28 protein-coding genes are annotated in these 23,734 nt (G+C 62.8%); 6 read left to right on the forward strand and 22 right to left on the reverse strand.

Annotation, left to right across the window (positions count from 1 at the left end):
- Nucleotides 1–2: 2 nt before the first annotated feature.
- The 8 genes from PWP93_RS15155 to PWP93_RS15190 all read right to left on the reverse strand — a co-directional run bounded on the left by PWP93_RS15155 (nucleotide 3) and on the right by PWP93_RS15190 (nucleotide 5,993).
- On the reverse strand, nucleotides 3–497 hold the full coding sequence (locus PWP93_RS15155) for an NADAR family protein (RefSeq protein ID WP_421028963.1): 495 nt from the start codon (nucleotides 495–497) through the stop codon (nucleotides 3–5).
- Between the two features lie 162 nt (nucleotides 498–659).
- Complete coding sequence (locus PWP93_RS15160) at nucleotides 660–1,400, reverse strand: reverse transcriptase domain-containing protein (RefSeq protein ID WP_421045105.1); 741 nt, start codon at nucleotides 1,398–1,400, stop codon at nucleotides 660–662.
- 555 nt (nucleotides 1,401–1,955) lie between these two features.
- The gene (locus PWP93_RS15165) at nucleotides 1,956–3,476 is read right to left on the reverse strand and encodes a hypothetical protein (RefSeq protein WP_421028944.1); all 1,521 of its coding nucleotides are present in this window, start codon (nucleotides 3,474–3,476) and stop codon (nucleotides 1,956–1,958) included.
- 81 nt (nucleotides 3,477–3,557) lie between these two features.
- Nucleotides 3,558–3,743 carry a hypothetical protein gene (locus tag PWP93_RS15170; RefSeq protein ID WP_421028943.1) on the reverse strand — a complete coding sequence of 62 codons (186 nt, stop codon included), beginning with the start codon at nucleotides 3,741–3,743 and terminating at the stop codon, nucleotides 3,558–3,560.
- Between the two features lie 440 nt (nucleotides 3,744–4,183).
- Nucleotides 4,184–4,660, reverse strand: coding sequence for a hypothetical protein (locus PWP93_RS15175; protein WP_421028942.1), 477 nt, complete (start codon nucleotides 4,658–4,660; stop codon nucleotides 4,184–4,186).
- A gap of 11 nt (nucleotides 4,661–4,671) precedes the next feature.
- Nucleotides 4,672–5,064, reverse strand: a complete 393-nt coding sequence (locus PWP93_RS15180) for a hypothetical protein (protein WP_028214818.1) — start codon at nucleotides 5,062–5,064, stop codon at nucleotides 4,672–4,674.
- Between the two features lie 104 nt (nucleotides 5,065–5,168).
- The gene (locus tag PWP93_RS15185) at nucleotides 5,169–5,633 is read right to left on the reverse strand and encodes a hypothetical protein (protein ID WP_421028941.1); all 465 of its coding nucleotides are present in this window, start codon (nucleotides 5,631–5,633) and stop codon (nucleotides 5,169–5,171) included.
- Nucleotides 5,634–5,747: 114 nt separating this feature from the next.
- Complete coding sequence (locus PWP93_RS15190; protein ID WP_028231614.1) at nucleotides 5,748–5,993, reverse strand: hypothetical protein; 246 nt, start codon at nucleotides 5,991–5,993, stop codon at nucleotides 5,748–5,750.
- A gap of 327 nt (nucleotides 5,994–6,320) precedes the next feature.
- Here PWP93_RS15190 and PWP93_RS15195 point away from each other — a divergent pair, with 327 nt between their 5' ends.
- A complete protein-coding gene (locus PWP93_RS15195) occupies nucleotides 6,321–7,022 on the forward strand; it encodes a prepilin peptidase (RefSeq protein ID WP_421028940.1) in 702 nt (233 codons plus the stop codon).
- Between the two features lie 93 nt (nucleotides 7,023–7,115).
- On the opposite strand, the gene PWP93_RS15200 is transcribed toward PWP93_RS15195, so the two are convergent.
- From PWP93_RS15200 to PWP93_RS15250, 11 genes are all read right to left on the reverse strand, one after another.
- The gene (locus PWP93_RS15200) at nucleotides 7,116–7,595 is read right to left on the reverse strand and encodes a hypothetical protein (protein ID WP_421028939.1); all 480 of its coding nucleotides are present in this window, start codon (nucleotides 7,593–7,595) and stop codon (nucleotides 7,116–7,118) included.
- A 131-nt stretch (nucleotides 7,596–7,726) separates the two neighbouring features.
- Nucleotides 7,727–8,539 (reverse strand): PRTRC system ThiF family protein, encoded by an 813-nt coding sequence (locus PWP93_RS15205; protein ID WP_421028938.1) that lies wholly within the window; start codon nucleotides 8,537–8,539, stop codon nucleotides 7,727–7,729.
- Nucleotides 8,536–9,171, reverse strand: coding sequence for a PRTRC system protein A (locus PWP93_RS15210; protein WP_421028937.1), 636 nt, complete (start codon nucleotides 9,169–9,171; stop codon nucleotides 8,536–8,538). The genes PWP93_RS15205 and PWP93_RS15210 overlap by 4 nt, the downstream gene beginning before the upstream one ends.
- Nucleotides 9,168–9,896, reverse strand: a complete 729-nt coding sequence (locus PWP93_RS15215; protein ID WP_421028936.1) for a PRTRC system protein B — start codon at nucleotides 9,894–9,896, stop codon at nucleotides 9,168–9,170. The genes PWP93_RS15210 and PWP93_RS15215 overlap by 4 nt, the downstream gene beginning before the upstream one ends.
- A gap of 15 nt (nucleotides 9,897–9,911) precedes the next feature.
- Nucleotides 9,912–10,919, reverse strand: coding sequence for a PRTRC system protein F (locus PWP93_RS15220; RefSeq protein WP_421028935.1), 1,008 nt, complete (start codon nucleotides 10,917–10,919; stop codon nucleotides 9,912–9,914).
- Nucleotides 10,920–10,942: 23 nt separating this feature from the next.
- Nucleotides 10,943–11,161: a hypothetical protein gene (locus PWP93_RS15225; RefSeq protein ID WP_421028934.1), complete on the reverse strand. Its 219-nt coding sequence runs from the start codon at nucleotides 11,159–11,161 to the stop codon at nucleotides 10,943–10,945.
- The gene (locus tag PWP93_RS15230; protein ID WP_421028933.1) at nucleotides 11,154–11,372 is read right to left on the reverse strand and encodes a PRTRC system protein C; all 219 of its coding nucleotides are present in this window, start codon (nucleotides 11,370–11,372) and stop codon (nucleotides 11,154–11,156) included. The genes PWP93_RS15225 and PWP93_RS15230 overlap by 8 nt, the downstream gene beginning before the upstream one ends.
- A 10-nt stretch (nucleotides 11,373–11,382) precedes the next feature.
- Complete coding sequence (locus PWP93_RS15235; RefSeq protein WP_421028932.1) at nucleotides 11,383–11,865, reverse strand: PRTRC system protein E; 483 nt, start codon at nucleotides 11,863–11,865, stop codon at nucleotides 11,383–11,385.
- Between the two features lie 84 nt (nucleotides 11,866–11,949).
- Nucleotides 11,950–13,614 carry a PRTRC system ParB family protein gene (locus tag PWP93_RS15240; RefSeq protein WP_421028931.1) on the reverse strand — a complete coding sequence of 555 codons (1,665 nt, stop codon included), beginning with the start codon at nucleotides 13,612–13,614 and terminating at the stop codon, nucleotides 11,950–11,952.
- 329 nt (nucleotides 13,615–13,943) lie between these two features.
- A complete protein-coding gene (locus tag PWP93_RS15245) occupies nucleotides 13,944–14,450 on the reverse strand; it encodes a hypothetical protein (protein WP_421028930.1) in 507 nt (168 codons plus the stop codon).
- A 223-nt stretch (nucleotides 14,451–14,673) separates the two neighbouring features.
- On the reverse strand, nucleotides 14,674–15,696 hold the full coding sequence (locus PWP93_RS15250; RefSeq protein WP_421028929.1) for an N-6 DNA methylase: 1,023 nt from the start codon (nucleotides 15,694–15,696) through the stop codon (nucleotides 14,674–14,676).
- Nucleotides 15,697–16,059: 363 nt separating this feature from the next.
- Here PWP93_RS15250 and PWP93_RS15255 point away from each other — a divergent pair, with 363 nt between their 5' ends.
- The 3 genes from PWP93_RS15255 (at nucleotide 16,060) to PWP93_RS15265 (ending at nucleotide 18,440) form a co-directional block, all read left to right on the forward strand.
- Nucleotides 16,060–16,779, forward strand: a complete 720-nt coding sequence (locus PWP93_RS15255) for a hypothetical protein (protein ID WP_421028928.1) — start codon at nucleotides 16,060–16,062, stop codon at nucleotides 16,777–16,779.
- A 167-nt stretch (nucleotides 16,780–16,946) separates the two neighbouring features.
- Nucleotides 16,947–17,144 carry a hypothetical protein gene (locus tag PWP93_RS15260; protein WP_421028927.1) on the forward strand — a complete coding sequence of 66 codons (198 nt, stop codon included), beginning with the start codon at nucleotides 16,947–16,949 and terminating at the stop codon, nucleotides 17,142–17,144.
- A 51-nt stretch (nucleotides 17,145–17,195) separates the two neighbouring features.
- Nucleotides 17,196–18,440 (forward strand): DUF1173 family protein, encoded by a 1,245-nt coding sequence (locus tag PWP93_RS15265; protein ID WP_421028926.1) that lies wholly within the window; start codon nucleotides 17,196–17,198, stop codon nucleotides 18,438–18,440.
- 61 nt (nucleotides 18,441–18,501) lie between these two features.
- Here the strand turns inward: PWP93_RS15265 and PWP93_RS15270 are convergent, their stop codons facing one another.
- Both PWP93_RS15270 and PWP93_RS15275 read right to left on the reverse strand, forming a co-directional pair.
- Nucleotides 18,502–20,382: a DUF7221 family queuine tRNA-ribosyltransferase-like protein gene (locus PWP93_RS15270; RefSeq protein ID WP_421028925.1), complete on the reverse strand. Its 1,881-nt coding sequence runs from the start codon at nucleotides 20,380–20,382 to the stop codon at nucleotides 18,502–18,504.
- Between the two features lie 252 nt (nucleotides 20,383–20,634).
- Entirely contained in the window at nucleotides 20,635–21,345 is a 711-nt protein-coding gene (locus PWP93_RS15275) for a hypothetical protein (protein WP_421028924.1), read from the reverse strand.
- A 175-nt stretch (nucleotides 21,346–21,520) separates the two neighbouring features.
- Between PWP93_RS15275 and PWP93_RS15280 the strand changes: the two genes are divergently transcribed.
- Together PWP93_RS15280 and PWP93_RS15285 are read left to right on the forward strand one after the other, a co-directional pair.
- Nucleotides 21,521–21,796 (forward strand): hypothetical protein, encoded by a 276-nt coding sequence (locus PWP93_RS15280; RefSeq protein WP_421028923.1) that lies wholly within the window; start codon nucleotides 21,521–21,523, stop codon nucleotides 21,794–21,796.
- Nucleotides 21,706–22,755: an ISL3 family transposase gene (locus tag PWP93_RS15285; RefSeq protein WP_421029109.1), complete on the forward strand. Its 1,050-nt coding sequence runs from the start codon at nucleotides 21,706–21,708 to the stop codon at nucleotides 22,753–22,755. Before PWP93_RS15280 ends, PWP93_RS15285 begins: the two co-directional genes overlap by 91 nt.
- A 48-nt stretch (nucleotides 22,756–22,803) precedes the next feature.
- Here PWP93_RS15285 and PWP93_RS15290 read toward each other — a convergent pair whose 3' ends face one another.
- Nucleotides 22,804–23,295: a hypothetical protein gene (locus PWP93_RS15290; protein ID WP_421028922.1), complete on the reverse strand. Its 492-nt coding sequence runs from the start codon at nucleotides 23,293–23,295 to the stop codon at nucleotides 22,804–22,806.
- Nucleotides 23,296–23,734: the final 439 nt, after the last annotated feature.

Genomic DNA, 23,734 nt, shown 5'->3' on the forward strand with positions numbered 1-23,734 from the left:
CGCTACGAATGGGAGCGAGGGTCGAGTACGCCGCGAACGTGCGTGAGCGTCTTGCCGAGCAGGTTCAGTCCGCGCCACTTCAGCGGATTGCCGATCTCAGGGTCGTCCGCTTTCAGTCCGACGCCCCAGATGCAGTCCCATGGACTTGCCTCGACGAGCTCAGTCGGATCTGTTGAGAGCAGCACGTCCTTCAGGCGAGCGTTCTGCGAGAACTTCTCGCGGCAGCCGACGAAGACGATCGACTCGCGCTTCGATTCCCAAATTGCGGATTCAAAGCCGGCGACCTTACGGCCAATCGCCTTCTGCTTGCGAGGGTCGTGCGTTGCGAGGATCGCGGCGGCCGACTGCTCGTCGCCGAAAAGCTTTGCCTTCGAGAACATCATGAACTGGTCGACTGACGAGAACGCATGGCCGCGATAGACAAACCGGCAGCGATGCCAGTTGCTGAGCGCGTCGTCCGCGCCAAAAAACATGGTGTAGTTGCCGATCCTTTGCACCGGACGACTCCTATAGCGAGGAATGGATGGCCGCACGAGGCGGGCGTTTTTCGATGCGCTATTGCGCGGTCGAAAGCGTTTGAGCAAGCCTGCTTGCTGAAACACTCTCGCGTCGCGGTCTGGAAAAGAAGGGACGCCGACCCCGTAAGGGGCCGGCGAGAATCAATCGAAAGCACCACCCACAACAGCTTCGATTTCCCGGTGCAGTGCGTCAGGATCATCGAGCGCAGCAGCCAGACGGACGTTCATGCTGTCAACGTCGTCTAACAACGGCGATAGCGGACAACCCTGCGGCGTCCCTTCGTCCGTTGCGCCAACCAGCCCGTTTTCCATCACCCCTGCCGTCAGAAAGGAGCGAATCAGTTTCAGGACGCGCCTGTCACTGACCCGCTTTGCCACCCGGCTCATCAGGATGTCGTGGTTCACGCGATCGAAGAACTTTTCGAGGTCGAGGTCTACCACCCAGCGGTATCCCGCCTGAATGTAGCCCTGCGCGCGCTCCACGGCCTGATGTGCCGAGCGTCCCGGACGGAAGCCATAACTGGAATCCGAGAACGTCGGGTCCCACTGCCTTTGCAGCACCTGCAGTACCGCCTGCTGGACGAGCCTGTCGAGCGCAGAGGGAATGCCGAGCTTGCGCACGCCCCCTCCATCCGGCTTGGGTATTTCGACCCGCCTCACAGGTTGCGGCCTGTACGTGCCGTTCAGCAGCGTGACTCGAATCGCCGGCCAGTGCTCACGCAGGTACGCCGGTAATGCCTGAACCGTCATGCCGTCCACACCCGGTGCACCCTTGTTCGCTTTCACACGCCTCAACGCCTGCTTGAGGTTCTCCCGTTCACATATTTCTTCCATCAGTCGGTCACAAGCCGACGGGCTTTCAGACTCGGGGTTCGCCGCCATAGGTTCAGCCCCTCGGACGTCGGCCTTCGGGGCTTCACCCCTACCTCCGGCGCCAAGGACGCGATGCGTTTTCTGCTGCGCTCCCATGTCGAGTTCTCCGGCTTACTCGCCGCTCCTCTCCGTTTGGGCCTTCAGGCGTCGCCGCCCTAATATGCCCGCTGCTGACTCCTGCACGGTGGTCAGCGGCCCTTACGAACCGCTCAGTCCTGAATCCAGGACACCGGGCAGGCCTCCCGAAGGTAAGTGCAACCGCCTTCGCCACACACCCGCCAGATTTACCACCCCGGGCCTTGATGGCTATGGACTTCGCGATCATTGGCTCGCTCGTCCGCCCGGGTAGGCCTCGCATCTGGTTTCTGTTCGTCGGGTCATGGCTTTGCTACACGCTTCCTTCAGACCCCGCCTCACGGCGACGCCCTTGCGTTTCGCTAGTCCTTCACCACCATCAGGTTGGACAGGGGACTCACACCCCCAAGCTGTTGCGCATGCTCGGCGCACCCAAAAAAAAAGCCGACGCACAGGGCGTCGGCGGGTTGCAGAAGTTGGGATACCGGCTCACGCAGCGCGCCGGTCCAGCACGGCGCGCGCATACGCGAGCGTGCCGTCCTTCGCGCTCAGGCGACGAGCGGCGCTTTCGTTGCCGCGCACGAGCGCGTAGCGCAGCGTCGCACCGTGCCGGAAGCTCTGGATCGTGCAATAGCCCTCGCTGATCGCGCGATCGATGTGCTCGACGCCAGTCAGCTCGCCTTGGCCCGGTCCGATGTAGCGGGCGCGGGCCGCTACATCGCGGGCTTCCTTCAGGTCGCGCTCGGCATCGCGTTCGGCCTTCGCCTGCGCCGCGTCGCGCTCCCACTGCGCCTGCTCATCTTCGTTGAAGCCGCAAAGGTGAAACACGGCGCGGCGACGGGCGGCGGAACGCAGTCCGAGAACCTTCACGCCGAGGACCTCGTGGAACGCCATCTTGCTCGAACGGTTATGCTCGTCCGAGGTGTCCAGCACGTCGAGCAGCAAGCCGACATTGCGTTCGTCCAGCGCGCGAGAGAGACGGTTGCCGTACGCGAAGGTATGGCGCCCGTGCTCAAGCCGCGCGATGTTGCAGCGATGCCGGTGCAAGCGCCGGCTGATGTTGCCCGCGGCCAGCGCCCTGTCGGCGTAGTCGATCGCACGCTTGCGCACGGTGTCGGCAACGAGCTCGCGCACGCGCTTCGCGAGTGGCGAGACCGGTTCGCCCACATCGACCGGCTGGTCGAACGTGGCAGGCAGCGGCAGATCGTCGATGAGGCCGTTGGCATGCAGCACGTCCTCGACCTCGGGGTGGCTCGGGCGGTCGGGCAGCAGCCGCGCGACCATGGTCAGGATGTCGGCATTCTGTGCGTCGATCGTCTTGCCGTTGTGCTTCATCACGGAGACGACCGGTTCCAGCTTGGCACCAGGCATGGCGCCGCGCAATTCCGGCACGCGGATGAGCGTTTGCGCCCAGTACGGGCCGTAGCGGAATGCTCCGGCGTTTTGCCGGTAGTCATCGAGCACCGCCTCGGGCACCGGCAGGTTCGCGAGCAGTGCATAGGCGACCTGCACTTCGTGGCGGCTGTTGACGTCGCGGGTTCCGGGAATCGCGGGACCGCAGTAGCCGAAGCTGAAAAGGCGCGTCATGGTCTCGATGCAGAGTTCGCAAAGCTCGAACCGGCGACCGCGCTCGCGCGCTTGCGAAGTGGCCGCCTCGACCTGGTTGGTCGAGAGCAGCAGCTGCGGCTTACGGCACACGTCCACGAACTCGAACAGGCCGTCCCAGTCCGCTGCGCGGATCTGCCACGACTCGCGCTGCGCGCCTTCGTCATCGAGGAATCCGCCGCTGCGCACCTCCTCGAGCATGGTGGTGACGATCGACTCCGCGCTGCCGGACTGACGAAGCGCCAGTTCGCCGTTGTAGCGGATGACGCTCACGTCGGCCGGCGCACCGCGAAGCTCGATGAGGGCCGTGTCGGTTGCCCGCACGCGCTCGTCGCGGAACAGATTGAAGAGACCGGCGAGCGTGCTGGTCGAAAGGACTGCGTCGGGAATGCAAAGCGTGTACATGGATGAAGCTCCTATGAGGCGAAGCATCACCCATCCGGGGCGATGCCCCGCAAGGGAAGAAAAAAACGGAAAAGTTGAAGGTCAATCGATATCGAGCAGGCGCGACACGACCGCAGCGACCGACCAGGCGAGCGTGCGGTTCAGCGTCTTGATCCGGATGAGCGGCACGCTGCCCCAGTGGCCATTGCCGTCGCCCTTCTCGTGAAACCGGACGTGCTCGATGGGACAATCCAGCCTTCGGACCGGCCACGCTCGACGGAGAGGCAAAGGCGTTCCCGTGGACCGTCTGTCTGTGGCCATGGCGCAGTTTCACGCAGGCCGTAGACGTTGGTCTTCGCGTCGCCGACGAAGTTGGAAATGGCGACCCACTCCGGTTCAAGTTCGGTCTTGCACAGGTGTCGGCCGATTTCGCGGGCCACCTCTGCGACCGTTTTGCCGAGCGTATCGAACGGCGCGGCCGCGAGTGCGACCGGCAGATCGAGTTCAAGCGTTGATTGCATGTTTGCGATCCTGCAAATAAAAAGGGCCACACCGTTAGGTGCAGCCCTTGATGGGATTTGCCGGCGTTCAGCCGGCGCTACAGTGAATTGTTCAGTGCGAATGCCCGCGGCGTTCGCGGTCGGCCTTGCGGCCATTGTGGTCCATGACGAGACCCAACGCGCTGAACGCGATTGCGACCGCCAGTGCGAAGAAACTCCAACCCATAGTTAGTCTCCGTTCATCGACACGATACCTGCATAAAAGAGTACCACAGCGGCAACACACAAATTGAGCTCGGCGAGGACATTCTGCCACCCCCAAGTCGTCGTCGAGTGCCAGAAACCGGTTGCGCCGATCGTCGCGCCCGCAGAGAGCGTGTGGAGGTAGCGTCCGGCCTGCTGTCGCTGGTCCTTGGTTGGCTGACGAATGAACTGTCGAAGCCGCGCGACGAAGCCTTTCGCAGGCGGCCTGACCGCTTGCCCGGCGGGAATCCGGAAGTCGCCGCGCAAAGTGGGCTCAATATCGATCTTCTGCCCGTGAAACGTCGCCTTGATGGAAGGTCGCGCTTCCGTCGTATCGAGCGCGCGCACAATCTGCTTGAGACGCTCCGAAACAAGCACGTCGCCAGTCTCTTGATTCCACGTAGCCTGGTCGACGATCGTCAGGCCGCCCGCGTATTCGATTTCTATCTCGATGATCTGCATCGGAGGCCCTCCTAACGGCGTTCGTGATCGAGCCCGTTGGCAAGGCGCAGCGAGCCGAGCATCGCCTCATAGCCCTCGCGCGACGATATCTGCTCGAGACTCACCGCGTTATCGCCACCGCCCGAAAGGTCGGCGCGGCCGCGGCGGGTGCGGAACGAAACGGCGACACTGTTGCGCGCCGGTGCGTCCGCCACCTCAACGATGAGGCGCCCGGTGTTGAGCCTCACGCGGCAACCCTGACCCTGTGCGGCCGGATGCTCGGTGATGTCGTGTTCGCCCGTGCGCAGACGCAGGTCGCCTGCCACGCGGCGCAGGAAACCCCGCGCGCGGCGTGTGATTTCAGTCTCGCGTGCCGCGCCCGCACTGCGGCGGTCGGCATGGAGTACTTTCGTAATGTGATTCATGGAAACCTCGAAACAAAAAAATGGCGAGGCGTCCCGGAAAGGGAAACGCCTCGCCGTGCTGGAGAGGAAGGCCGGCATGTCGCCGGCGAATGAAAAAAAGCGCCTCAGTGCGTGACGCGCGCGCCAGAGCTGCTGGTGACTAGCAGAACCTGGTCGCCCGGCTTGAAGTGCTGGTCGTCAGGCTGCGTGACCACGAGCATCGAACCGTTGGCCTTGCGGACCACGATTTCGAGGCCAGCGGTGCGTGAGAGCGCAGCGCCTACGCGTTGTGCGATGACGCCTGCACCTGCGCCTGAGATCGCACCTGCGATGTAGCGGCCGTTGCCATTGCCGATCACCTGCGAACCGAGAAACGCACTCGCGCCCGCCGTGATGAGGCTGACCAGTCCCGTGCCATCGCCCGGCGTCTGGATCGTGATGTTGCGCACGCGAACTACCGTGACTTCCTCCAGGCTACCTGTTCGTTGAACGTCGGAACGCTGGTAGACGTCGGGCGAGCCGAAGTCAGTCATGTTCGCGCAGGCGGCGAGCGTGGAGAGGAGAAGGATGGAGAAGAGAGTACGGATCATGGTTGCCTCGCGAAATTGCGGGCAACCGTCCCGTCAGGGGCGTTTGCCCTGTCGGGAAGACATGGATGAAGCGAAAGGCGCAGACCGGACAAACCGGTCTGCGTATGGCTGTGCTCAGGACAAGCGATTCAAGTTGTGAAGCTCGACGTGGCCGCTCGAGACGAGACGGCGTTCGGCATCAAACGGCAGGTCATAGTCCCAGATTACCGTGGCGGTGCGATCGCTCCAGACCGAGACAATCGTAGCGGGGTGAAGCTGGGGCGGACTGGACTGAACGTCCTGTGCCATGACACGTTGCTTCTCAGAAAAACCATTCAGTTCCGAAACCTTGAAAGCGGGTTGAGCGGAAACGTTCAGCATGGTGCGGCTCCTGAAAGGAAAAAGGGGAGCCGCATCCCTTCCGGGAGTGGGCTCCCAGGGGGATTCAAAAGATGGAGGCAGGACAGTCGACCGGCCGGTGAGACAAGCAGAAGGCACAACGGCAAGCCGCTGTGGTCAGGTCGATGCGCCAAAAGCGCGGGGAATAGGGACAGTCTACGGGTCGGCGGTCGCTGCGCCGACCGGAATGATCGCGAAAACCACCTGGCTTTCGTCTCGCGGGGCCGCCCTCACCTCGCGCACGATGTTCGCTGTACCGCGACGTCGTTGTATCGCCCTGGACTCAGCACCAACTCTCGACGACCCACCATGCCCAGCCTTATCCAGTCCACGCCGCCGATCGCCAGTATCGGGCTGCTCGCCGATCTGACCGGCGTTGCAGGTGCGCTCGGTGCGATCATGCCGGATCTTTCTGCAGCGATCGCCAGCGCGGTCCTGCGTTCGCTCGGCGAGGACACACATACACGTTCCGTGCGGCGGCGTGAGCGCGTGCTCGGTGCGCTAGCGTGCGCGAGCGTCGGGATCGTGGCGCTCACAACGACCGGGCTGTCGCTGGTCGCCCTTGCCGCCTGCCTGCTGTGCCTCCCGTTGCTTGTCGCAGCGGACATCGATCGCCGCCACCATCTGCTGCCCGACCAGATCACGATTCCGCTGCTCTGGCTCGGTCTCTTGCTCAATCTTGGCGCCATCGTCACGCCGCTAAACGATGCCGTCATCGGCGCAGTGACGGGCTACCTCGGGCTTCGCACCCTATCGTGGGGCGTCGCGGCCGCGAGCCGTTCGGAAGGCATCGGCCACGGCGACTTCAAGCTCGTTGCCGCGCTGGGTGCGTGGCTGGGCTGGCAGGCGCTGCCGGCCATCCTGTTCATCGCCGCCGCGCTCGCGGTCCTCACCGGACTGTTGCATGCTGCATCGACCCGGGCGCGCACGCTCCCGCGCCTCGCGTTCGGGCCGTCGCTCGCGGCCGCCGGAATATTCGTTCTGTTCGTACCGTCGCTGCGGCACTGGTGACGCTCGCCGCGCACACAGAGGTACAACGGACGAAAAAAAGCGCCGCCCGTTTGAAAGGGCGGCGCTTGGGTCAAGAGAGCAGCCGATACCGCATCACCGGGTCGGCCCTCGCGATTCGCTCACCTTCAGCAGGTGCAGCGACCAGAAGGCCAGCACCACGCCGAATGCGAAAACGACGACACATGCGCGGACGTTATCAATGAGCAGGCCATCGACGAACGCGAGCGCACTCACGAACGGCTTGAGGGTCCACTCCTGCACCTTCGTGCGCAGCACGGGCATGAACGTCGGCTCTGCGTACCGGAACGCCACACGGGCGATGTATTCAGCGCCGCAGAAGAGCGAACCGAACGCCGTCGCACCGAGGAGCAGCGGCAGCCACTTCTCGCCGCCGAGCCAGTACATCGTGTAGCGATACGCGTATTCGTCCTGCAGAGCAGCGACGGCTTCGGGATGGCGTGCGATGGTGGCGAGCAGCCAGCCAAAGACGAACATCGGCACGACGCCGTACAGCATGAACACGAGCGTGCGCGCTGCCAGCTTCGTATCTCGGTCAAACAGTTTTTTCAACATCACGAACGTCCTTTTGAGGTATGCGCAAGGACCGCCCCTCCCAGTGAGAGGCGAAGTCCTTGCAGTGGAGAAATGAGTCACACGCACGCGTATAGCGTTGCGCTGGCCTGATGGCCGGTGACTCGATGAGGTCAGCCCTTGCGTGTCGCCTTTCGGCGGCGTGGAGGCTTCTTTGCAGACGGCGCTTCGTAACCGAAGCGCGCCCATGCAGCGGGGTCGATCGGAACCGGATTCGTGCGTCCCGTTGCGAGATTCACGAACACAGCCGAATACGACAGACCACCATTTCGAAACAGCGACCAGAGCAGGTTGAACGCCTGCACCGAAATCGCCTGATTGATGACGAGCGACTGCTTGCGCAGCGCGTCCGCCAGCGAGCACGAAGGCGTATCGTCGCCCTTGTCGTTCTTCGGATTCAGCAGGTCCGGGAACAGGTCGCCCACGTGGGGCAACCGGTCGTGCCGGGGCTTGCCGAATTCACCGAGAATGACCTGGCCACGGTCCGTCTCGTTGCCGCAATCGAGGTAGTAGCGACACTTGCCCCGTTTTGCGGCCTGCACGATGGCGTGGCGCGCGCGTCGCGAATCGACGCAGCCAATCACGAGATCGGCATGCAGGTTGATCTGCGAATCGACGCGTCGCGGCTCGGCAATCCAGTCCGTGCCCATCAGCAGGTTCAGCCGGTTCACGAGCAGCGTCGCCTTGAACTGGCCGACATCGTTCGGATAGAACCCCTGCCTGCCGACGTTGAACTCGCTCACCGTGTCATCGTCGTAGACCGTGCACTCGATACCACCGGGGTGACCAAGCTCCACCATCGCGTGATGCAGGCGCGCGAGCGACGGCAACAATGCGCTGCCGGTCCCGCCCGCTCCGACCACGACGACTTTCCAGGCGCCCCGCGTCATGTGCTCGGGGGTAGCATGCAGAATCGGGGTACTCATACGACCTCCCCGGCCAGTGCCGACAGCCAGCGCGCCGGAGCGCCCGCCTGAACCTCGAAGCGGCCTTTCGCACACAGACGCAAGGCAATCGACGGCGTGCGATCGCAGTTGCCCAGCACGAGCGCGAGCTTCACGTCGTGCAGGTCATCACGATCATCGGTCGACGAGAAATACGCCCTCCCGTGGCCGTGCGAATGGCAGTCAACGACAAGCCACTCGGCCTCGCGCAATTGCGGACGCTCGTAGTGCAGATGGCCCGGACCGTGCGAGAGCGATGCGAGGCGCTCCATGCGAAAGCGCCCCGTCACCGCGTCCCACACGATCCACGCTCCCACCTCGTTGGGCAGTGCCGCCCGCGCGAGGCGGGCGAACTCCACAACGAGCGCGGCGGGAATCGCGCCGCAGCGCAGCTCCGTCAGTTCCTGCGCCTGGCCATACGGTACCGGCGTATGCCAGTCGAATGAGCCAAGGCGCCGGACCAGCCGGATCCACGGGCGGTCGATCTCAAGAAACACGCCGTTCGACGCGATGAGCAGGCGCTCGCCGGGACCGGACATCGGCGCCACCGGTTCGCGCGTGGGCACCATGACCGACGGGAACGAGCCCTGCAGGACGTTATCGACGGGATTCATTTGGCCCCTCCGATCTGACCTGCGACCAGCTTGCCGACCGTCGCATCCTTCATGGGGACGAGCACTTCGAGCGGAAAGGCCTCGAACTTCCCGCCCAGCATGTCGGTCCAGAACGAGTGAAACCCGTCCTTGTACTCAACGCGTTTGCCACCGGGATTCGGGTGCGTGAAGGCGGAGGTGAAGAAGCCCTCTTCCCAGCCGTCGATGGCAGAAACTTCAATGCGCCGTGGCACTTTGGCCGACCCGATGCAGATCTGGCCGTGGTCCCAGGTGTTGAAGTACGGCGGCTCAAAGAGTGCCGTGCCCGCCTCGGGACGCGCGTCGCCCTTCACCGCAAAGACGCGGAAACCGCCCGCGCCAGCCTGAAACACGAGGCCCGGATGCGGCACGACCGCGGTGCGCTCGCCCACCTTTCTGCACTGGAAGAACACACGTCGACGCGCAGGTGGAGTCCACCAGGTCACCGCGGCCGACGTCACGCCCAGCACACTGCCCGGCAGGAACTCGGCGCGCGGCGCTGCGTTGCGATCGAGTTGCACCAATGCATCGATGAGAGCGCGGCGGCTTAACGGCCGTCCCGCACCGATCACCGGTCGCCCGGTTTGACGCTCCGCTGCGACTGCATGCACCGTCGCGTAACACGAACCATCCCGTGCCGAATACAGCAACAGGGCCGAAGACAGGGCTACGTCATGCCCGGTCTGGCCGATATGAACACCTTTCATGGAAGAACCTCCTGGTTAAGGGCTCACCACAAGCGCCAGCAGGCGATCGAGGTGGCCAAGCATCTGAAGGGCAAGGCCCCACTGCGCGTACTGCGCGCGGATGCCCTGCTTCTGGTTGGAAAATGTGAGGAAGCGGCTGTACTCGGAGGCTTCACCACCCTGGTACTCACCGTTCATAAAGTCGTCGAGCGTCTCGCTGATCCGCTCGTTGTTCTCCAGCACGAACGTGCAGCCCGAATACATCGGCCGCGCGTCATAGCCGTCGTCGAGCAGCGGACGGTTTCCCGCACGCCGAAGGAGCCGGTGCAGCGCCGCAAGCTCCACGCAGACCCGTGTCACAAGCGGCGTGGACCCGGTCTGCAGACCGCGCAGCTCGTTCTCTGACAGCACCTGGGAGCGTGCGCGGCGCCCCGGCACCCTTGCCGGAATCCGGATTTCGTCGGGGCACAACTGCGGGCGAAGGACGGAAGGCAGGTACCGCTCCACCGTCTCCTTGTCGTCACCGTAGAAGTCCATCATCCATTGGCTGACGTCCTTATCGGTCGCGCTTTCGTCGCCCTCCCAGTGACGGCAGGCCGCCTCGCAGAGGAACCAGCCAGGCGTGCGGATGAGCACGGTCTTGCCCGAGACGCGATCGACAAGATTGAAGAGCGTGTTCAAAAGCAGCGGATGCGCTTGCCGTAACGGCTGGGCCAGTGCACCGACCTCATGGACCCACTCGTTCTCCAGCTTCACGCCCAGATGCAGCGGGCCCGTTGCCTTGAAGTCATCGTGCTCGTACTGGTGCTGGATGATGTCCATCACGGCGTTCGTGTCGCACAGGTCGAGGCCCAACGAGATGAAGCGAAGCGGCTGACGGATCTGCCGCTGCACCCATGCATAGAACGCCTGCTGAAACGCATCGACCGGACTGGCCGGATCGTCGACGTCAGAGGCGCGCAGGGGCCCGTGCCGGAACTGCTCGAGCACGGTTCCCTCCAGCTCCACGTCAGCGCGCCACCGGATGGTGGCCTCGCGCGGCACATCGGGACTGAACTGCGGCAGCGTCAGAACACAATCGGAAGATCGATGTCGGGCAGCGGCAGCGCGTGGCGGTTGCCATGCCCCGCCGGCTGTTGCATCGACCGTTCGATCAGCGAATGAAGGATCGAACAGCATTGGCGAACCTCGTCGTCATATAAAAAAACCGCCCTTTCGGGCGGTTCCTGGGAGTGGAAGCCGCTCGCCGGATCGGCGAGGGCCTTGAGCAGGGTTTTCTTACGCATGGGCGCCCTTTGCACCCGCCGCGCGTACGAACCGGAAGGACGCCACTTCACCGGCGTACTCGGGACCGTCGACCGTTGCGGTCGTCAGCTCCGGGTATTGCGCCGAGTAGAGATCGCGCACCTGATCCGGCGTGAACGCCGGGCCGGGATCGGGCAGACGCATGCCGTTGTAGGTGAACTCGCGGGTGAGCGTTGCAATTGCGATGGTCATGGCGCGCTCCTCACAGAAGACTCAGGAGGTCGGTCTGGCCAGCATCGGATGCCGCCGGCGCCGACTTCGAGGCAACGTTCGCAGGTTGCGGTTTGCCACTCCCCTCGCCCGTCGACTCTCCGTCATCGCTTTCGCCACCTTCATCGGCGTCGTCGGGCGACGATGCGGGCGCGGAGAGCGCCGGCTTCGAGCCCTTCGACAACGCCTTCTGCGCCTTGCCCGCCTGCGATTTCTCGGCCGCCTGCAGGATTTCCGCCGTGGCGCTCACCTGCTCCGCGAGGGAGCGGTGCGCGCCTTCGAACGTGCGCAATGCATCGGCAAAGCCTTCATCGAGTGCAGCCGGGCTGGCCGTCAGCACCAGCGGCTGACGCAGCGCCGCCTCTTTCGAGTCGCCGCCGGGCATCACGACCACGGCCATCTGGTCACCGGCCATCTTGAGTGTGAGCGTGACCTTGCCGGTCTCGCGCACGAACGCTTCGAGTTGCTGGAACATGTAAAACCTCACGAAAAAGAAAAAACGCCGCGCGAAGGCGGCGTGAGAAGAAGAAAGGAACCGCGGCGTTCGCCGCGGTCTGCATCAGAACTTCAGAACCTTGAGCACCTTGCCCGTGTAGTCGAATCCCTCGACCGACAGCAGGGCGTCGATGACTTCGGCCTTCGATTTCGCGAAGACCTTTTTGAAGTCGTCGCCCATGGTGGCACGCAGCCCCAGTTCGTCGGCCACCACCTTCATCTCGGACTTCGTGATCAGCTCCAGAAACTCCTTGTCGAGTTTCCAGTGCTTCGCGAGATCGAGCTTGTGATGGCGGCACATCTGCATGAGATACGGGACGTCGACGCCCTGGATCGCGGACATCGCGAGCGCGACCAGCAGCTTCACCTGTACGTCGGACTCCAGCTCTGCTGCCGCCGAGGCGGCCTTCGAGAAGTCGCCGACGGCGGGCTTGTCGTCGATGAGGCGCTCCCAGATCGTGTTGACCGGTTCGGCCGCGATGCTGCGTGCCTGACCGGTCGCAACGACCGCGATCAGGTACTGGCGCGCGAGCGCAACGTCGCTGCTGACCTCACGACGCAACGCCTTGCGCCAGAGCGCGACGCGGTACGTCTTGACGCGATCGGACTCAGCCACGACCGTGGCCTCGGGCGTCGATGCAGCGGCCTTGTCGCCCTTCGGCGCGCTTGCAGCCTTCGATGAGCCCGTCGCCGCTGCAGCTTTCGCCGCAGCCGTGTCAGGACCTTTCTCGCTTTTGATGCGCGCGGCCACCTTCTTCATGTTGCAGACGGTGTCGAAGCACTGGCCCTTGTAGATATTGCCCATCGAGTCGGGCAGGCCGCTTACCGCCGCGCCGAAGTTCTGGCACGCGTAGCAGGCTTTCAACTGTTCGGCGCCGACACCCTTGGGACCATCCGCCACGAGCTGGATGCGCGTGTGGTTGTCGCCGGGACGCACGATGCGAACGGTCTGGTACTCGTCGCGCAGGCCTGCGGCCGTCGCTTCGAGCTGCTTTTCCGTTTTCTCGTTGTAGCAGGCGCGGTTCGTACAGCTGCCCGTGCCGATCGACTCGCCGAACATCTCGGCCTGGGCGGCCGAATTGTGCTGACACCCCGCGCAATCGGTCTTGTCGAAGATCGCAGCGGGCAATGAGCACGAGACCTGTTCGAGCGTCTTCTTCAGATCCGCGACCGTGCGGTTCTCTTTCACGACAACCGGCAGGAGCTTGTCCTGCTGCCCCTTCGTGAAGGCTGCGAAAAGTTCAGCGTGGCCGAGCTTGATGGTGCGCGTGTTGAGCGCATCCAGCACCGCAGCGCTGCAGTTCATGAGCGCGAGACGCGAGTCGAGCACCTGACGGCTCCAGCCTAGCTGGAGCGCCGCCTCGTCCCGGTCGCCCTTGCACAGGCCGACGAGTTCCGCCGCGTCGATGGCCTCCTCGGACGGCGCCAGGCCGTCGCGTTGAATGTTCTCGACGAGCGCGACAGCGCGCGCTTCGGATTCGCTCAGCGGTTTGACGACGACCGGCATCGGATAGTCCTCGCCGTGTGCTTCCATCGCCGCGCGATAACGGCGGCCACCGGCGACAAGCTCGTGAGAGCCATCGTCGAGCGGACGCACGATCACTGGCTGCATGACGCCCTGCACACGCACGGACTCGACCATCTCCGCCATCTTTGCGGGGTCGAAATATTTGCGGGGATTGCGGCCGAGCTTGATATCGCCGAGCCGGAGGGTAGGTTGCTGTTGCATTGCGGGTCTCCAGAAGGGGAACCCGTTCCCCAACGGGAAGAGGATTCCCGATGGGTGAAAGAAAAAAGAATGGCCGCGAGGGCTGGGGTCGATGCGCATGAAGCGCGGTAGGTAAACAGACGATACCGCGCGGTGGCGGATCGAGATGCCGAAAAGATCGCCGATACGGGGTGGCTTTTAAAGAAAAAATGGCCCGGAGCGAATCCGGGCCGTTGTTCATCATCTGGTCAGGCTTATGCGCAGGGCGCTCAACGCTTCTGCATCTAATTCTCGGGGATACGCTAAAGAGGGCAAAACACGAGTGCCGCCCATCAGACCGCGGAAGGACGCTATTCGGTTTCCGCGATGATCACCGGCGTGACATTGAAGGCGATGTCACTCCAACGACGCTCGCCGTCATCGACGAGCTTGTACAGATCTGCCGCGAGCGACTTGATAGTGACTCGCCTCGGGACGACTTCGAAGCCGATAGAGCCCTCCAGTTGCACGAGCAGGCAATAGCAGCGATTTTCCGGATCGTCCTCGAGCACAACAAAGCCCTTGAGCTTCGCTTTAGCGACGCGGAATTGCAGCGCTGCAGAGAACACCGCATGGCCGTCATCCTTCGGATCGCGATATTGCAGGCGATCCGAATCCGCGCCGGCGTCGAGCAGCATCTCGAAGACTGTTCGGCTGCCCGGTGCGTTGAGGGCTTCGACCTGCTCGATCATGTCGAGCAGCCGCCGGGAGCGGATGCTCTCGCGATCGATAGGCAGTTTCGCGCTGGTGAACGGCTGTGGCTCATTGACCGTTTGCTGGCTGGCCCCGCTACACGTCAGAGATTCATTCGAAAACATGAGGTGACTCCCAAAGGAATGAGGGAGCACCGCCCCCTGTCGGGAGTTGGGCTCCCGAAGGGTGAAGAGGAAGGAAATGCGCCCAGATATAGGGCCGGTCGATGCGCTTGAAGCGCGGGTGGTAGAGGAGACGATACCGCGCAATGGCGCTTCGAGGCCGCGGAAAGATCTCCGATACCGGCTGGCTTTTAAAAAAAGCCCGGAGTGGTATCCGGGCCGTCGTTCAGAACAAGGTCATCTGGTCGATCAGTTCAAGGAACGGTTGTGCACGCGGCTGCCCCGCCACCGCTTCATCGAACAGGTCCGCAAGGCCAGCCGTGTCCACCTCGGGTTGGTCGAGCACCGCGACATCGCCGTCTTCGACCGCGACAGGCAGAGCCGGTAGATGCGCGGGCGACTCGCATGGCGCAGCAACCGCAGCGAAAACCGGTACGGCATCGTCACATGCCGGTTCGGTTTCGCTGCCGAGCAATTCGCGCATGGCATCCTCCGAGCCGCGGGCACGCAGACGATGGCTCCAGCCGCCGAGCACGTGCGCCGGCGTGAACCAGTGCCCCCACACCTCCATCGAAAGCGCGTTGCCGTGTACGACGATGGCCGGAATGTGCAGCAACGAGAGTTGCAGATAGGCCATATGAACGCAGCAGGGGTCGATGTCGATACACGTTGCGTGCATCGCCTGCTGGTAGTTGAGGCCCGCGTCGTGGAACGCCTCTGCCGTAGCGATGACCATGCCCCCGGCCCCGCACGCGGGTTCGTGAACACGTTCGAAGCCGCGTGAGCGTGCCGAGTCGATCGTAGCTCCAATCAGCATCGAGGCCATAAGATGCGAGACATGGTACGGCGTGAAAAACTGCCCGCTGCGGTCGTTACCCAGGTCGAGCATCATGTATGTCTCGCCGAGCACGTCGGTCAATCCACCGCCGAGCGCACCAACAGAGCGTGCCGCGACCAACACCTCGACGCGCTTTTCGAAGGACAAAGTGAGCTCGCCCAGCATCCTCGGGAAGCGCGCGACCTCTTCAGGCTTGTATTTCCCGACGATCTCCAGATAGCGCTTCTCGCGCGTGTCGCACTGCGCGCGATCCACGCTGTTGCTGATCGCAAGCGCCGCCATTTCAACAAAATCGCGAAACACCGTATTGATGTGGTGTCCGTACGAGAATTTATTGAACAGGGCGACGAGATTGCGCTGGTGTGCGTCCGCCGTCAGATCATGCTTGCGCTGTGCGCTCTTCTTGCTCATGCCCACTCCAAATGTAAGAAGGGCATGGCCCCTGCGGGCGCGATGCCCCACAGGGATAGAAAGGAAAGCCGGCAAAGCCGGTACAGGTCGATGCGTCGATGACGCAGGTGATGACGCCATGGTAAGCGCGAACCACGCGAGCCGACGTCCGCAAAGCACGCAAAACTGCACCAGCTTTCGCCTGATGTGCCGCCGCGTTATCCACAGATTCTGTTGGCAACACTGTGCAGAACGTCGTGCGGAACAAGTCGGCGGCCCCCCTATGAAGCCCGAATCTGCGGGCTTTTGGGCCAATCCCGTCACGTCGCGCGCCCGACAATTGACGCGCGCGGGCAATGCTGCCCACGCTCACTGGAGATACTCATGCTGGATCTTGCAAAACCCCGGGCGTGGGCGGGCTCGCTCACGTTCATTGCCGCTGTTTCGGCGCTCGCCTTCCCCTTCTTCTGGTTGTTTGTCGCGGCTGTAGCCCGGGAGCCGAACGTCGTCAGGATTGCCGGCGTTGCATTCGCCGCCGCACTTGCACTCGAAGCCATCCGACGGGTACGGATCGGACGGCTTCGCAAGGAACTCGCCGACGCCGACGACCAGGCCGTAGTAAAAATCTCGGTGAACGGCGTCGAGGTCGGCGAGGTCCCGGAGCCGGTCTTCGCCAATATGAAGCTCGTCGTCGCCAATGACGCACGTAATTACGTGACGCAGTTCTCGACCGCCATCGCTGCGATCTGGCGTCACGCTGTCCTCGCGCTAACCATCACCGCCGCTCTGCTGGGGATCTGGCTCGCATGGCAATGTCTTGTGTGTCCGGATGCTTTCGCGCACGCGATCCTGGCGTTCATCGCCGCGAGCAGCGCGCATTCCGTTCCCGTCGACGCGCTCGCGGCGGAACTGCACGCGGTCGCAGCCGCCGTCGCCAGCATCTATGCGATGCTCTTCATGCTGCTAACGTGCGCGCGCTTGACCTTTGGCGCTCCGGTTTCTGTATCGGGGGCGTTTCGTGCCGACCTACACCGCCGTGTGTGTCTGATCGTCGGCACACCGGCGGCGGGCGAGGTGTCCCTGCGCCGCGCGCTGGCTGCGTGAGGCTCACCGCGCCGCCTCACCTCCCTCGTGCAGGCGCCTGCACGTCTTTTCCCGGAAAGCTGCACTTTTTGTGGAGCTTTTCGGTCTTTCCAAAGCCTCGCGGAAAGACCGCCAAATCCCGCCTCTTTCGCCCGTTGACTCCGCGGTGGCTGCCTCATCATGTGGCCATGGACTTCGCGGCCGCACAACATGACGGCACCTCGTCGCTCCGCCTGCGACGTGTTCTCTATCCCACACTCCCCGCCGGAATCCGACCCGGCGTCGTCATCGAACACGAACTGGATCGCGGCATGGTGACCGTTCTCGACACCGAAGACGGCACGTTCTGGCGTGGCCGCGCAGATGACGTTCAGGTTCTGGCCTGAACCGCAGCAGCTGATCCGCCACGACCCCAACGTGACCAAGGAGATTCGTCCATGATCAACGTATCCTTCGATGGCAGCAGGTTTGCCCTGTCCGACCTGGAGGAGTATCCCGCCCGCTTCGCGCAACGCCTCGAGCGCACGAGAGTCACCACCGGATATGCGCGCTGCCTGTGCCCAACCGACGAGCCGCGTAAGCTGGTGATTCGCAGGTACGGCTCTCTATATTTCCTCGCCGGTTGGCCCGATGACGGTCCTATGCATGCCGAAGGGTGCGAATTCCGAAAGACGCCGGGCGACGGCACTGGCCGCAGCTCCGACAGCCGCGCGGCGATTCTCGAAGGCCCCAACGGGCTCAACGTGCGTCTGGACGCGTCACTCATTCAACGCGAGGCGGCATCCCGCCGCTCTCGCCCGCGTGCCACCGCAGGCTCGTCGGGCACTTCCCGGCGCGCGGCCCCGCTGCTTGCCTTTCTGCAGGCGCTATGGGCCAACGGGCGGCTGAACGCCTGGGACGGCTCGCCCCAGACCCGCGGATGGAGCGCGGTGCAAGCCATGCTGCTCCGAGGGCTCGGCGAAGACACGCGTATCAACGGCGTGGCCGCTCAGGATGTGTTGCACGTGATGCGCCGTTACGAGGAAACGGAGCGCGATGCGATCAATTCCGAGTTCGAGGCGTTCGTCGGCCGGATCACCGACGACGGCGCTGTGTCGCGGCGCGCGCTGATCGTCGGCGAGATCGGAGAAGTGGCGGACACGCCGTACGGCAAATCGATCTCGCTTCGCCAGCGCAGTCAACGCTACTTCACGACCACGGCGCTCATCGAGGAGGCCGCGAAAAAGTATGGACACGCCTGGCGCGCGATCGGCGAGGCGAACGCCCGTGTCGTGGCGCTCCTTCTCGTTGAGCGCACACCGAAAGGACATCTGCGCGCGGTCGACCTTGCCGCGATGCTGTGCTCCTCTGCTTTTCTGCCATGCGATTCGATGCACGAAGTCGCGATGGCCAACCGGCTTGTCGCTGAGCGCCGCATCTTTGGAAAGCCCATGAGTATGGCAGAAGGCGACGTGATGCTGCCGGACTTCTACCTGCTGGACACCAGGCCCACGACGCACATTGAGGTCTACGGCATGAACGGACTCGCGAGCTACGAACGACGCAAGCTGGAAAAGCAGGCGCTGCGCGAAGCAAACCGTATCCCGGCCGTTGAATGGAATACCGATAGCGAACAGCTTGCCGACGTGCGCCTGCCCGCCCCGAGTCGGCGCGGACAAGTCGGTGTCAAACGCGCCGACTGAAGGTTCAGCCAGAGCCGGCCAAAAAAAACGCCCACGGTTCCGAAGAACGCGTGGGCTGGTTTCAAGGTTTGAAGGCGAGGCGAAACTGGTCTCCACGCGCCGGTTGTACCCGACACGACGCAGCGGCCATCCACCGATCCACTTCGGCCGCACGGTGCGCGACCGTATTCGACACTCCGGCCTGACGCGCCTTCACTCGCGCAGCGAAATCGGCGGCCATTGAGTCGACGCTGGCCACCCACTCGTACATTTTGAGGCGTTCCAGCGCCTGCCCCTTCACGCCGAAGCAGTGAATTTTCGCGCCAGGCGGGAGATGCCCCTCGAGGCCTTCGAGAATTGCGAACAGGCCGTGACGTTGATCTGTCAGGTGTCGCCGACAGACGGAGCCCAGACCGATCAGCGCCGGCGGAGCGATCCACGGCATCCAGCGCTCCCACACCTGCATCATCAGGTCGATACTTCGACGGTAATCGTCCACCGCCCAGCCCTGCGCCACGGGTACGGGAATCCGGACCATGTTCTGCACCGCATTCGCACTCGAGGTTCGGGCGAGCTCGTCCTGCCATGCATACACGACTCGCAGCATGCCCTCAAGCAGCGTTGCCGTCGCATTCACCCTGTAGTCGATCGCCTGCTGGTCCACCGCTAGCTCGGGCTCGCAGCACAGATCGGGCTGCGAGACCCACGCCGCCCCGGAGAACGAGGCCAGTTCAACGAACTGTTCCATCGTCCAGGGATAGATGCCTGCAATCCCCGGCTGTCTGCCCTTCGACTGGAACAGCTTCATCGCGGTAAAACCCGCACTGTCCAGCGCGAAGTCGATCTCCGTCAGATCGCTAGCCTGAGGAATGCGAAACCGTCCCGTCTTCGGGTTCCAGAAAGCAGACGCGGACACCATCCCCTCGAAGCCTCTCTCAAAGGCATGAAATGCCAGTTTCCCGCCACTGTGAGGTATGCCCCCACGTATTAAAAGACCGTCATCGACGTGCGCGTTCAGCTGCCACATCGGCATGCGGCCGTGCTGCGTTTCAATCGGCATACGAGTGCTCCATTGCAAGCGCGGAGCAGCCCATGCGGGCCGCCCCGCATGGGTGAAAAGAAGAAGGCCGCTTACGCGGCCAACGTGCATCTGGTTGCCTTCGATGCCGCGCATCTGTGCATCGCTGATCGCGTTCTCGACCAGGTGGCCATCGAGTTCAGCGGGCGTCAGGTTCAAACGCTCGGCAAGGCGCGCGAAGTACTGGCCGCGCCGTGCCATCTCCTGATAGCGCTGCGACGCACCGGCAGGCAGTGTGAGAATCGTTTCGTTAAGCCAGAAACGCGCCGATTCGATCGCAGCATGGCCCTGAACGCGGGCATACCACGCGTGGTCGAAAGAGCAGGTTACGAACTCGCATGCCCTTGAAGCGTCGACGTCGAGCTGGTCCGTCTCCTCGAAGTAGACAGTGCGCTCTCCACCGGTGGTCTGCGCATAGGCCGACACCCGCTCCGGGTACCGATACGGGTTCCATTGCTCAGCCACGTAGTCGCGAAGCCCATCGGTCGGCGCCTCAGCATCGAAGCGGCCAACGCGGTACCAGCCGTGCAGCGGGATTGGTACTTTCGGAAACGCCTCGACCTGTGGAACACGGTAGCGGCGCCCGAGGCGATGCACTTCGAACCACGCTGATATGGCCGGAAACACGTGCGGCGCGTAGTGATGCATCGACAGCATGAAGTCGATCGCCACCAGTTGAGCCGGCGTGATCATTTCGAACTGCACGTCGCACAGGTCGCGGTTTGCCGGTGTATCGGGGATGCGACCACTCGCGAGGTCCGCATCGTGTTGCTCGGCGCGCTCCACTTCAAGCGCGTCGAGTGTGAGCAGGTACCTCAGAAGGCTCATCCTCTCCTGAAACGAGAGAACGTCGGGCTGCACCCGGATGTAGCCGTTCTCGCTCAACGACCGGCCGACCAGCTCACGCCTGCCGAGATCTCATTGCGTTGCAAGCAGGTAGTTACGGAAGTCGTTAAGACCCGACATGTATTCATGCTCAGGCTCACGCACCATCGATTCGAGCGACCGGTCGCGCTCGCCAGCGACGCAACAGAAGACGCAGCCGAACCTGGACCCGCAGGCCGCACGCTGGCCGTCCTCGCCGAGTACCACCCCGCACATTCCATCGTTGGCCGCACGGTAAAGATCGGACAGGCGCTAGATCGTCCGTTGCGAGAATGGACACGGGAAAGGCCGCTTCGCTTCCTCGGAAAACAGCGTAAGCATCGTCCACACGTCGTCGGCGCTCCAGTCACGAAGCTGGGACACGGCGAGCGCGCCGCGCGTGTCACGCACGGCTGTCGTCGCGCTTTCACCGCGCTCACGCATCGCAGCACCGCGCGAAGCGCTCTCGACCAGCCGGTTTCCCAGCACCGTCACGATCTCGCGATCGCCACGCGCGGCCGCATCGCGTTCGAGCGCCGCTCGCAAACGCCCCTGTGGGATCAACTTCCAGTCTGTCGCGCATGCGCGGGTGCGCTTGCCGTTTCGCACGCCGTTTTGCGGGGTCCGTACCAGCGTGCCGCGACCGATGGTCGATACCACGAATTGCGCCGCAAGCGATGGCGTAGCGACGTGGGTCGACACAGCCAACGCCTGCCTGTCGGCAAAGTCGTCAATCTCTTCGAGCATCGTCTGGATATGGCGGGCGAGACTGCTGTTCTCGATCGTTGTGTCGGCGGTCGAGATGAAATGAGCCGGTTGGGCTTCGCCGGCGAGGCCGACACGGCGCACGGCCTCGAGCATGAGAATGGTGGCGCAGGTCGAGTCCTTCCCGCTTACGGTGCCGCATAACGGATGGCCCGCTCTGACAAGGGCGATGAGCGCCGCGATCGCGGCTTCCATCTTCAGAATGATTTCGTCAAACATGGTTGCTCCGGTGCGCGGAGCGCTCCCAGCCGGGGAGCGTCCCCGCATGGGTTGATAAAAGAAAGGGTCTTCGCGCTTTTCTGTGGGTAAATTTCACCGACCAATGGTCTGAAAGCCAAGCTGGGCGTGGGTTTGCGGGATTTTCTGGCGTCGAAAAATCTGGCATGATTTCGCGATGGCTACTTCGCGCAAACGCAAGCGTCTGTCCGACGCATACCGCTTCGACGGATTCCGTCCTCTCGAAGAGCTCCATGGCGTCTTTGGCGACCGCATTGCGCGCGTCATTACTCTTGTTCGGCGCTCAAAAAAAAGCGCTGCAAGGGATGTGCGCGCGCATGTCCGGGTTACGACCACAAGCGAATTCTTGCGAGAGATTTGCCCAGTGGAGGTTGCAGAATCTATCTGGATCTCGAAGTATTCCGGGTCCGATGTCGATGTGATGGAACTGTGAAGCCCGAGCGACTGAGTTTTCTCGCTGACAACCCGCACTTCACGAAGCGCTTCGCGTGGTATGTCGGCCGTCGCTGTCGGGAAAGTACGCTCAAGGATGTGGCTGACGAGTTCAATCTGGATTGGCACAAGGTCAAGGAGCTGGACAAGCAGTACATGCGTGCTCAACTGGAACGGTTTGGCTCGCCCGGGCCGAAGGTCATCGGTATCGATGAGATTTCGATCGGCAAGGGGAAAGCAGCAGGCTCGTACCGGATTGTAGTGAGCGACCTGATACGGGGTCGTGCGATCTGGTTTGGTGGCGAAGACCGCAAGGATGCCAGCATGCGCCAGTTTTATGACTGGCTGGGCGAGAAGAAGACTCGCGGTATCCGTCTGGTCGTCATGGACATGTGGAGACCGTCTTACAACGTTGCAAAGGAGCGCGTCCCACAGGCCGACATTCTTTACGACAAGTTCCACGTCATGAAGCAACTCCACGAGGCCATGGATAAGGTTCGCAAGAGCGAATACGCGCGCCTGCAAGGCAAGCAACGACGCTATATCAAAGGCCAGAAGTATGTGCTGCTCAGTCACCGTGAGAACCTGTCGATGGAGGGCCGCAAGTCGTTGAAGACACTGCTGGCCGCCAACAAACGCCTTAACATTGCGTACCTGCTCAAGGAATCGTTTGGGCAATTGTGGGACTACGAGCGCGAAGGATGGGCCCGCCGTTTCTTCGATAACTGGAAAGCCAGTCTGAAGTGGCAGCGCATCGACCCGTATGAGAAATTCGCCACGATGGTCGAGAGTCATTGGGATGGAATCGCTTCTTACTGCAAGCCAGAGAACAAGGTACCACTGGGCTTCGTTGAAGGGCTCAATAACAAGATTCGAGTCATCCAGCGACGGTCATACGGACTACGTGACGAAGAGTATCTGCGGCTGAAAATCCTCACCTGCATGCTCCCTCGGCTATGAAAATCCGCATTTTTTACCCACAGAAAAGCGCGAAGACCCAAAAGAAAGTTAGTCAGTCAGCGCCGCCATCTCCTCGATCATCTGGCGATAGGTGATGAGGCCTTCCTGATGCCTTTGCATGACAGCCGAGCGGCGAACACCTCGCGTCCACCGGGCAGTCGATGCGATGCGATCGAGCGCTCCGCGATCGGTCACGCTGTAGCCCATTCGCAGCGTCTCTTCGACCGCCTCCTCAACGGAGTCGAAGCAGAGATGGCCAACGAATCCATCAATATCGAACTGCTGTATCCGCCACGTCCTTTCGCCGGACGCGTCCGGGAGCACGAAGGCCCATGACTGGCGATCCTTCATCCGGCATTCAACTCCAATCGGCTTACCGTCAAAGGCAGCCATCAGTTGCTGATAGGCGATCTGTAGTGGACGTGCGACTTCGCGCAAGTGACGCGCGAAGTCCTCCGGAAGGCCGCGGCAGGACGCTTTGCTGACACGTGCCCAGGAAGCGGACACGTAACGTCGCGGGCTGTGAGCGGTGTTTTTCATGACGGCTCCAGAAAGAACAGGAGCCTTCCCCTTCGGGAGAGGCTCCCGTGAGGAAAAAAGATGCCGGCAGTGCCGGACGGTCGATGCGCCAGAAGCGCGGGTGAATCAACAGCGTAACCCCAATACGCAGGCACGTCCCCCGGAAATGATGCTCAAATCGCGGTCTCTTTGCGCAAGGCTGGATACCCGATCAAGGTCCATCATCGGTGACGTGGACGGCAACGACGGAACAGTCGACCGTCTGGTCAGCGTACACGCCGAACTTACTCGCCCCACGCCGCCAGAGCACTTGACTTCCGCTCTCGCGCTGTAGTCTCGAAGAGATGACTGAATGTCGTGAAATGGCTTTCCTTTTCACACACACCGAATATGCCTGCCCAAACCTGTTTGCAGCCAGCCCCGAACGAAACCCCGCCTCGCGCGTCGCCCGCGCGCCGCC

It is taken from the genome of Paraburkholderia sp. A1RI-2L, assembly GCF_048957375.1.
Taxonomy (GTDB): Bacteria; Pseudomonadota; Gammaproteobacteria; order Burkholderiales; family Burkholderiaceae; genus Paraburkholderia.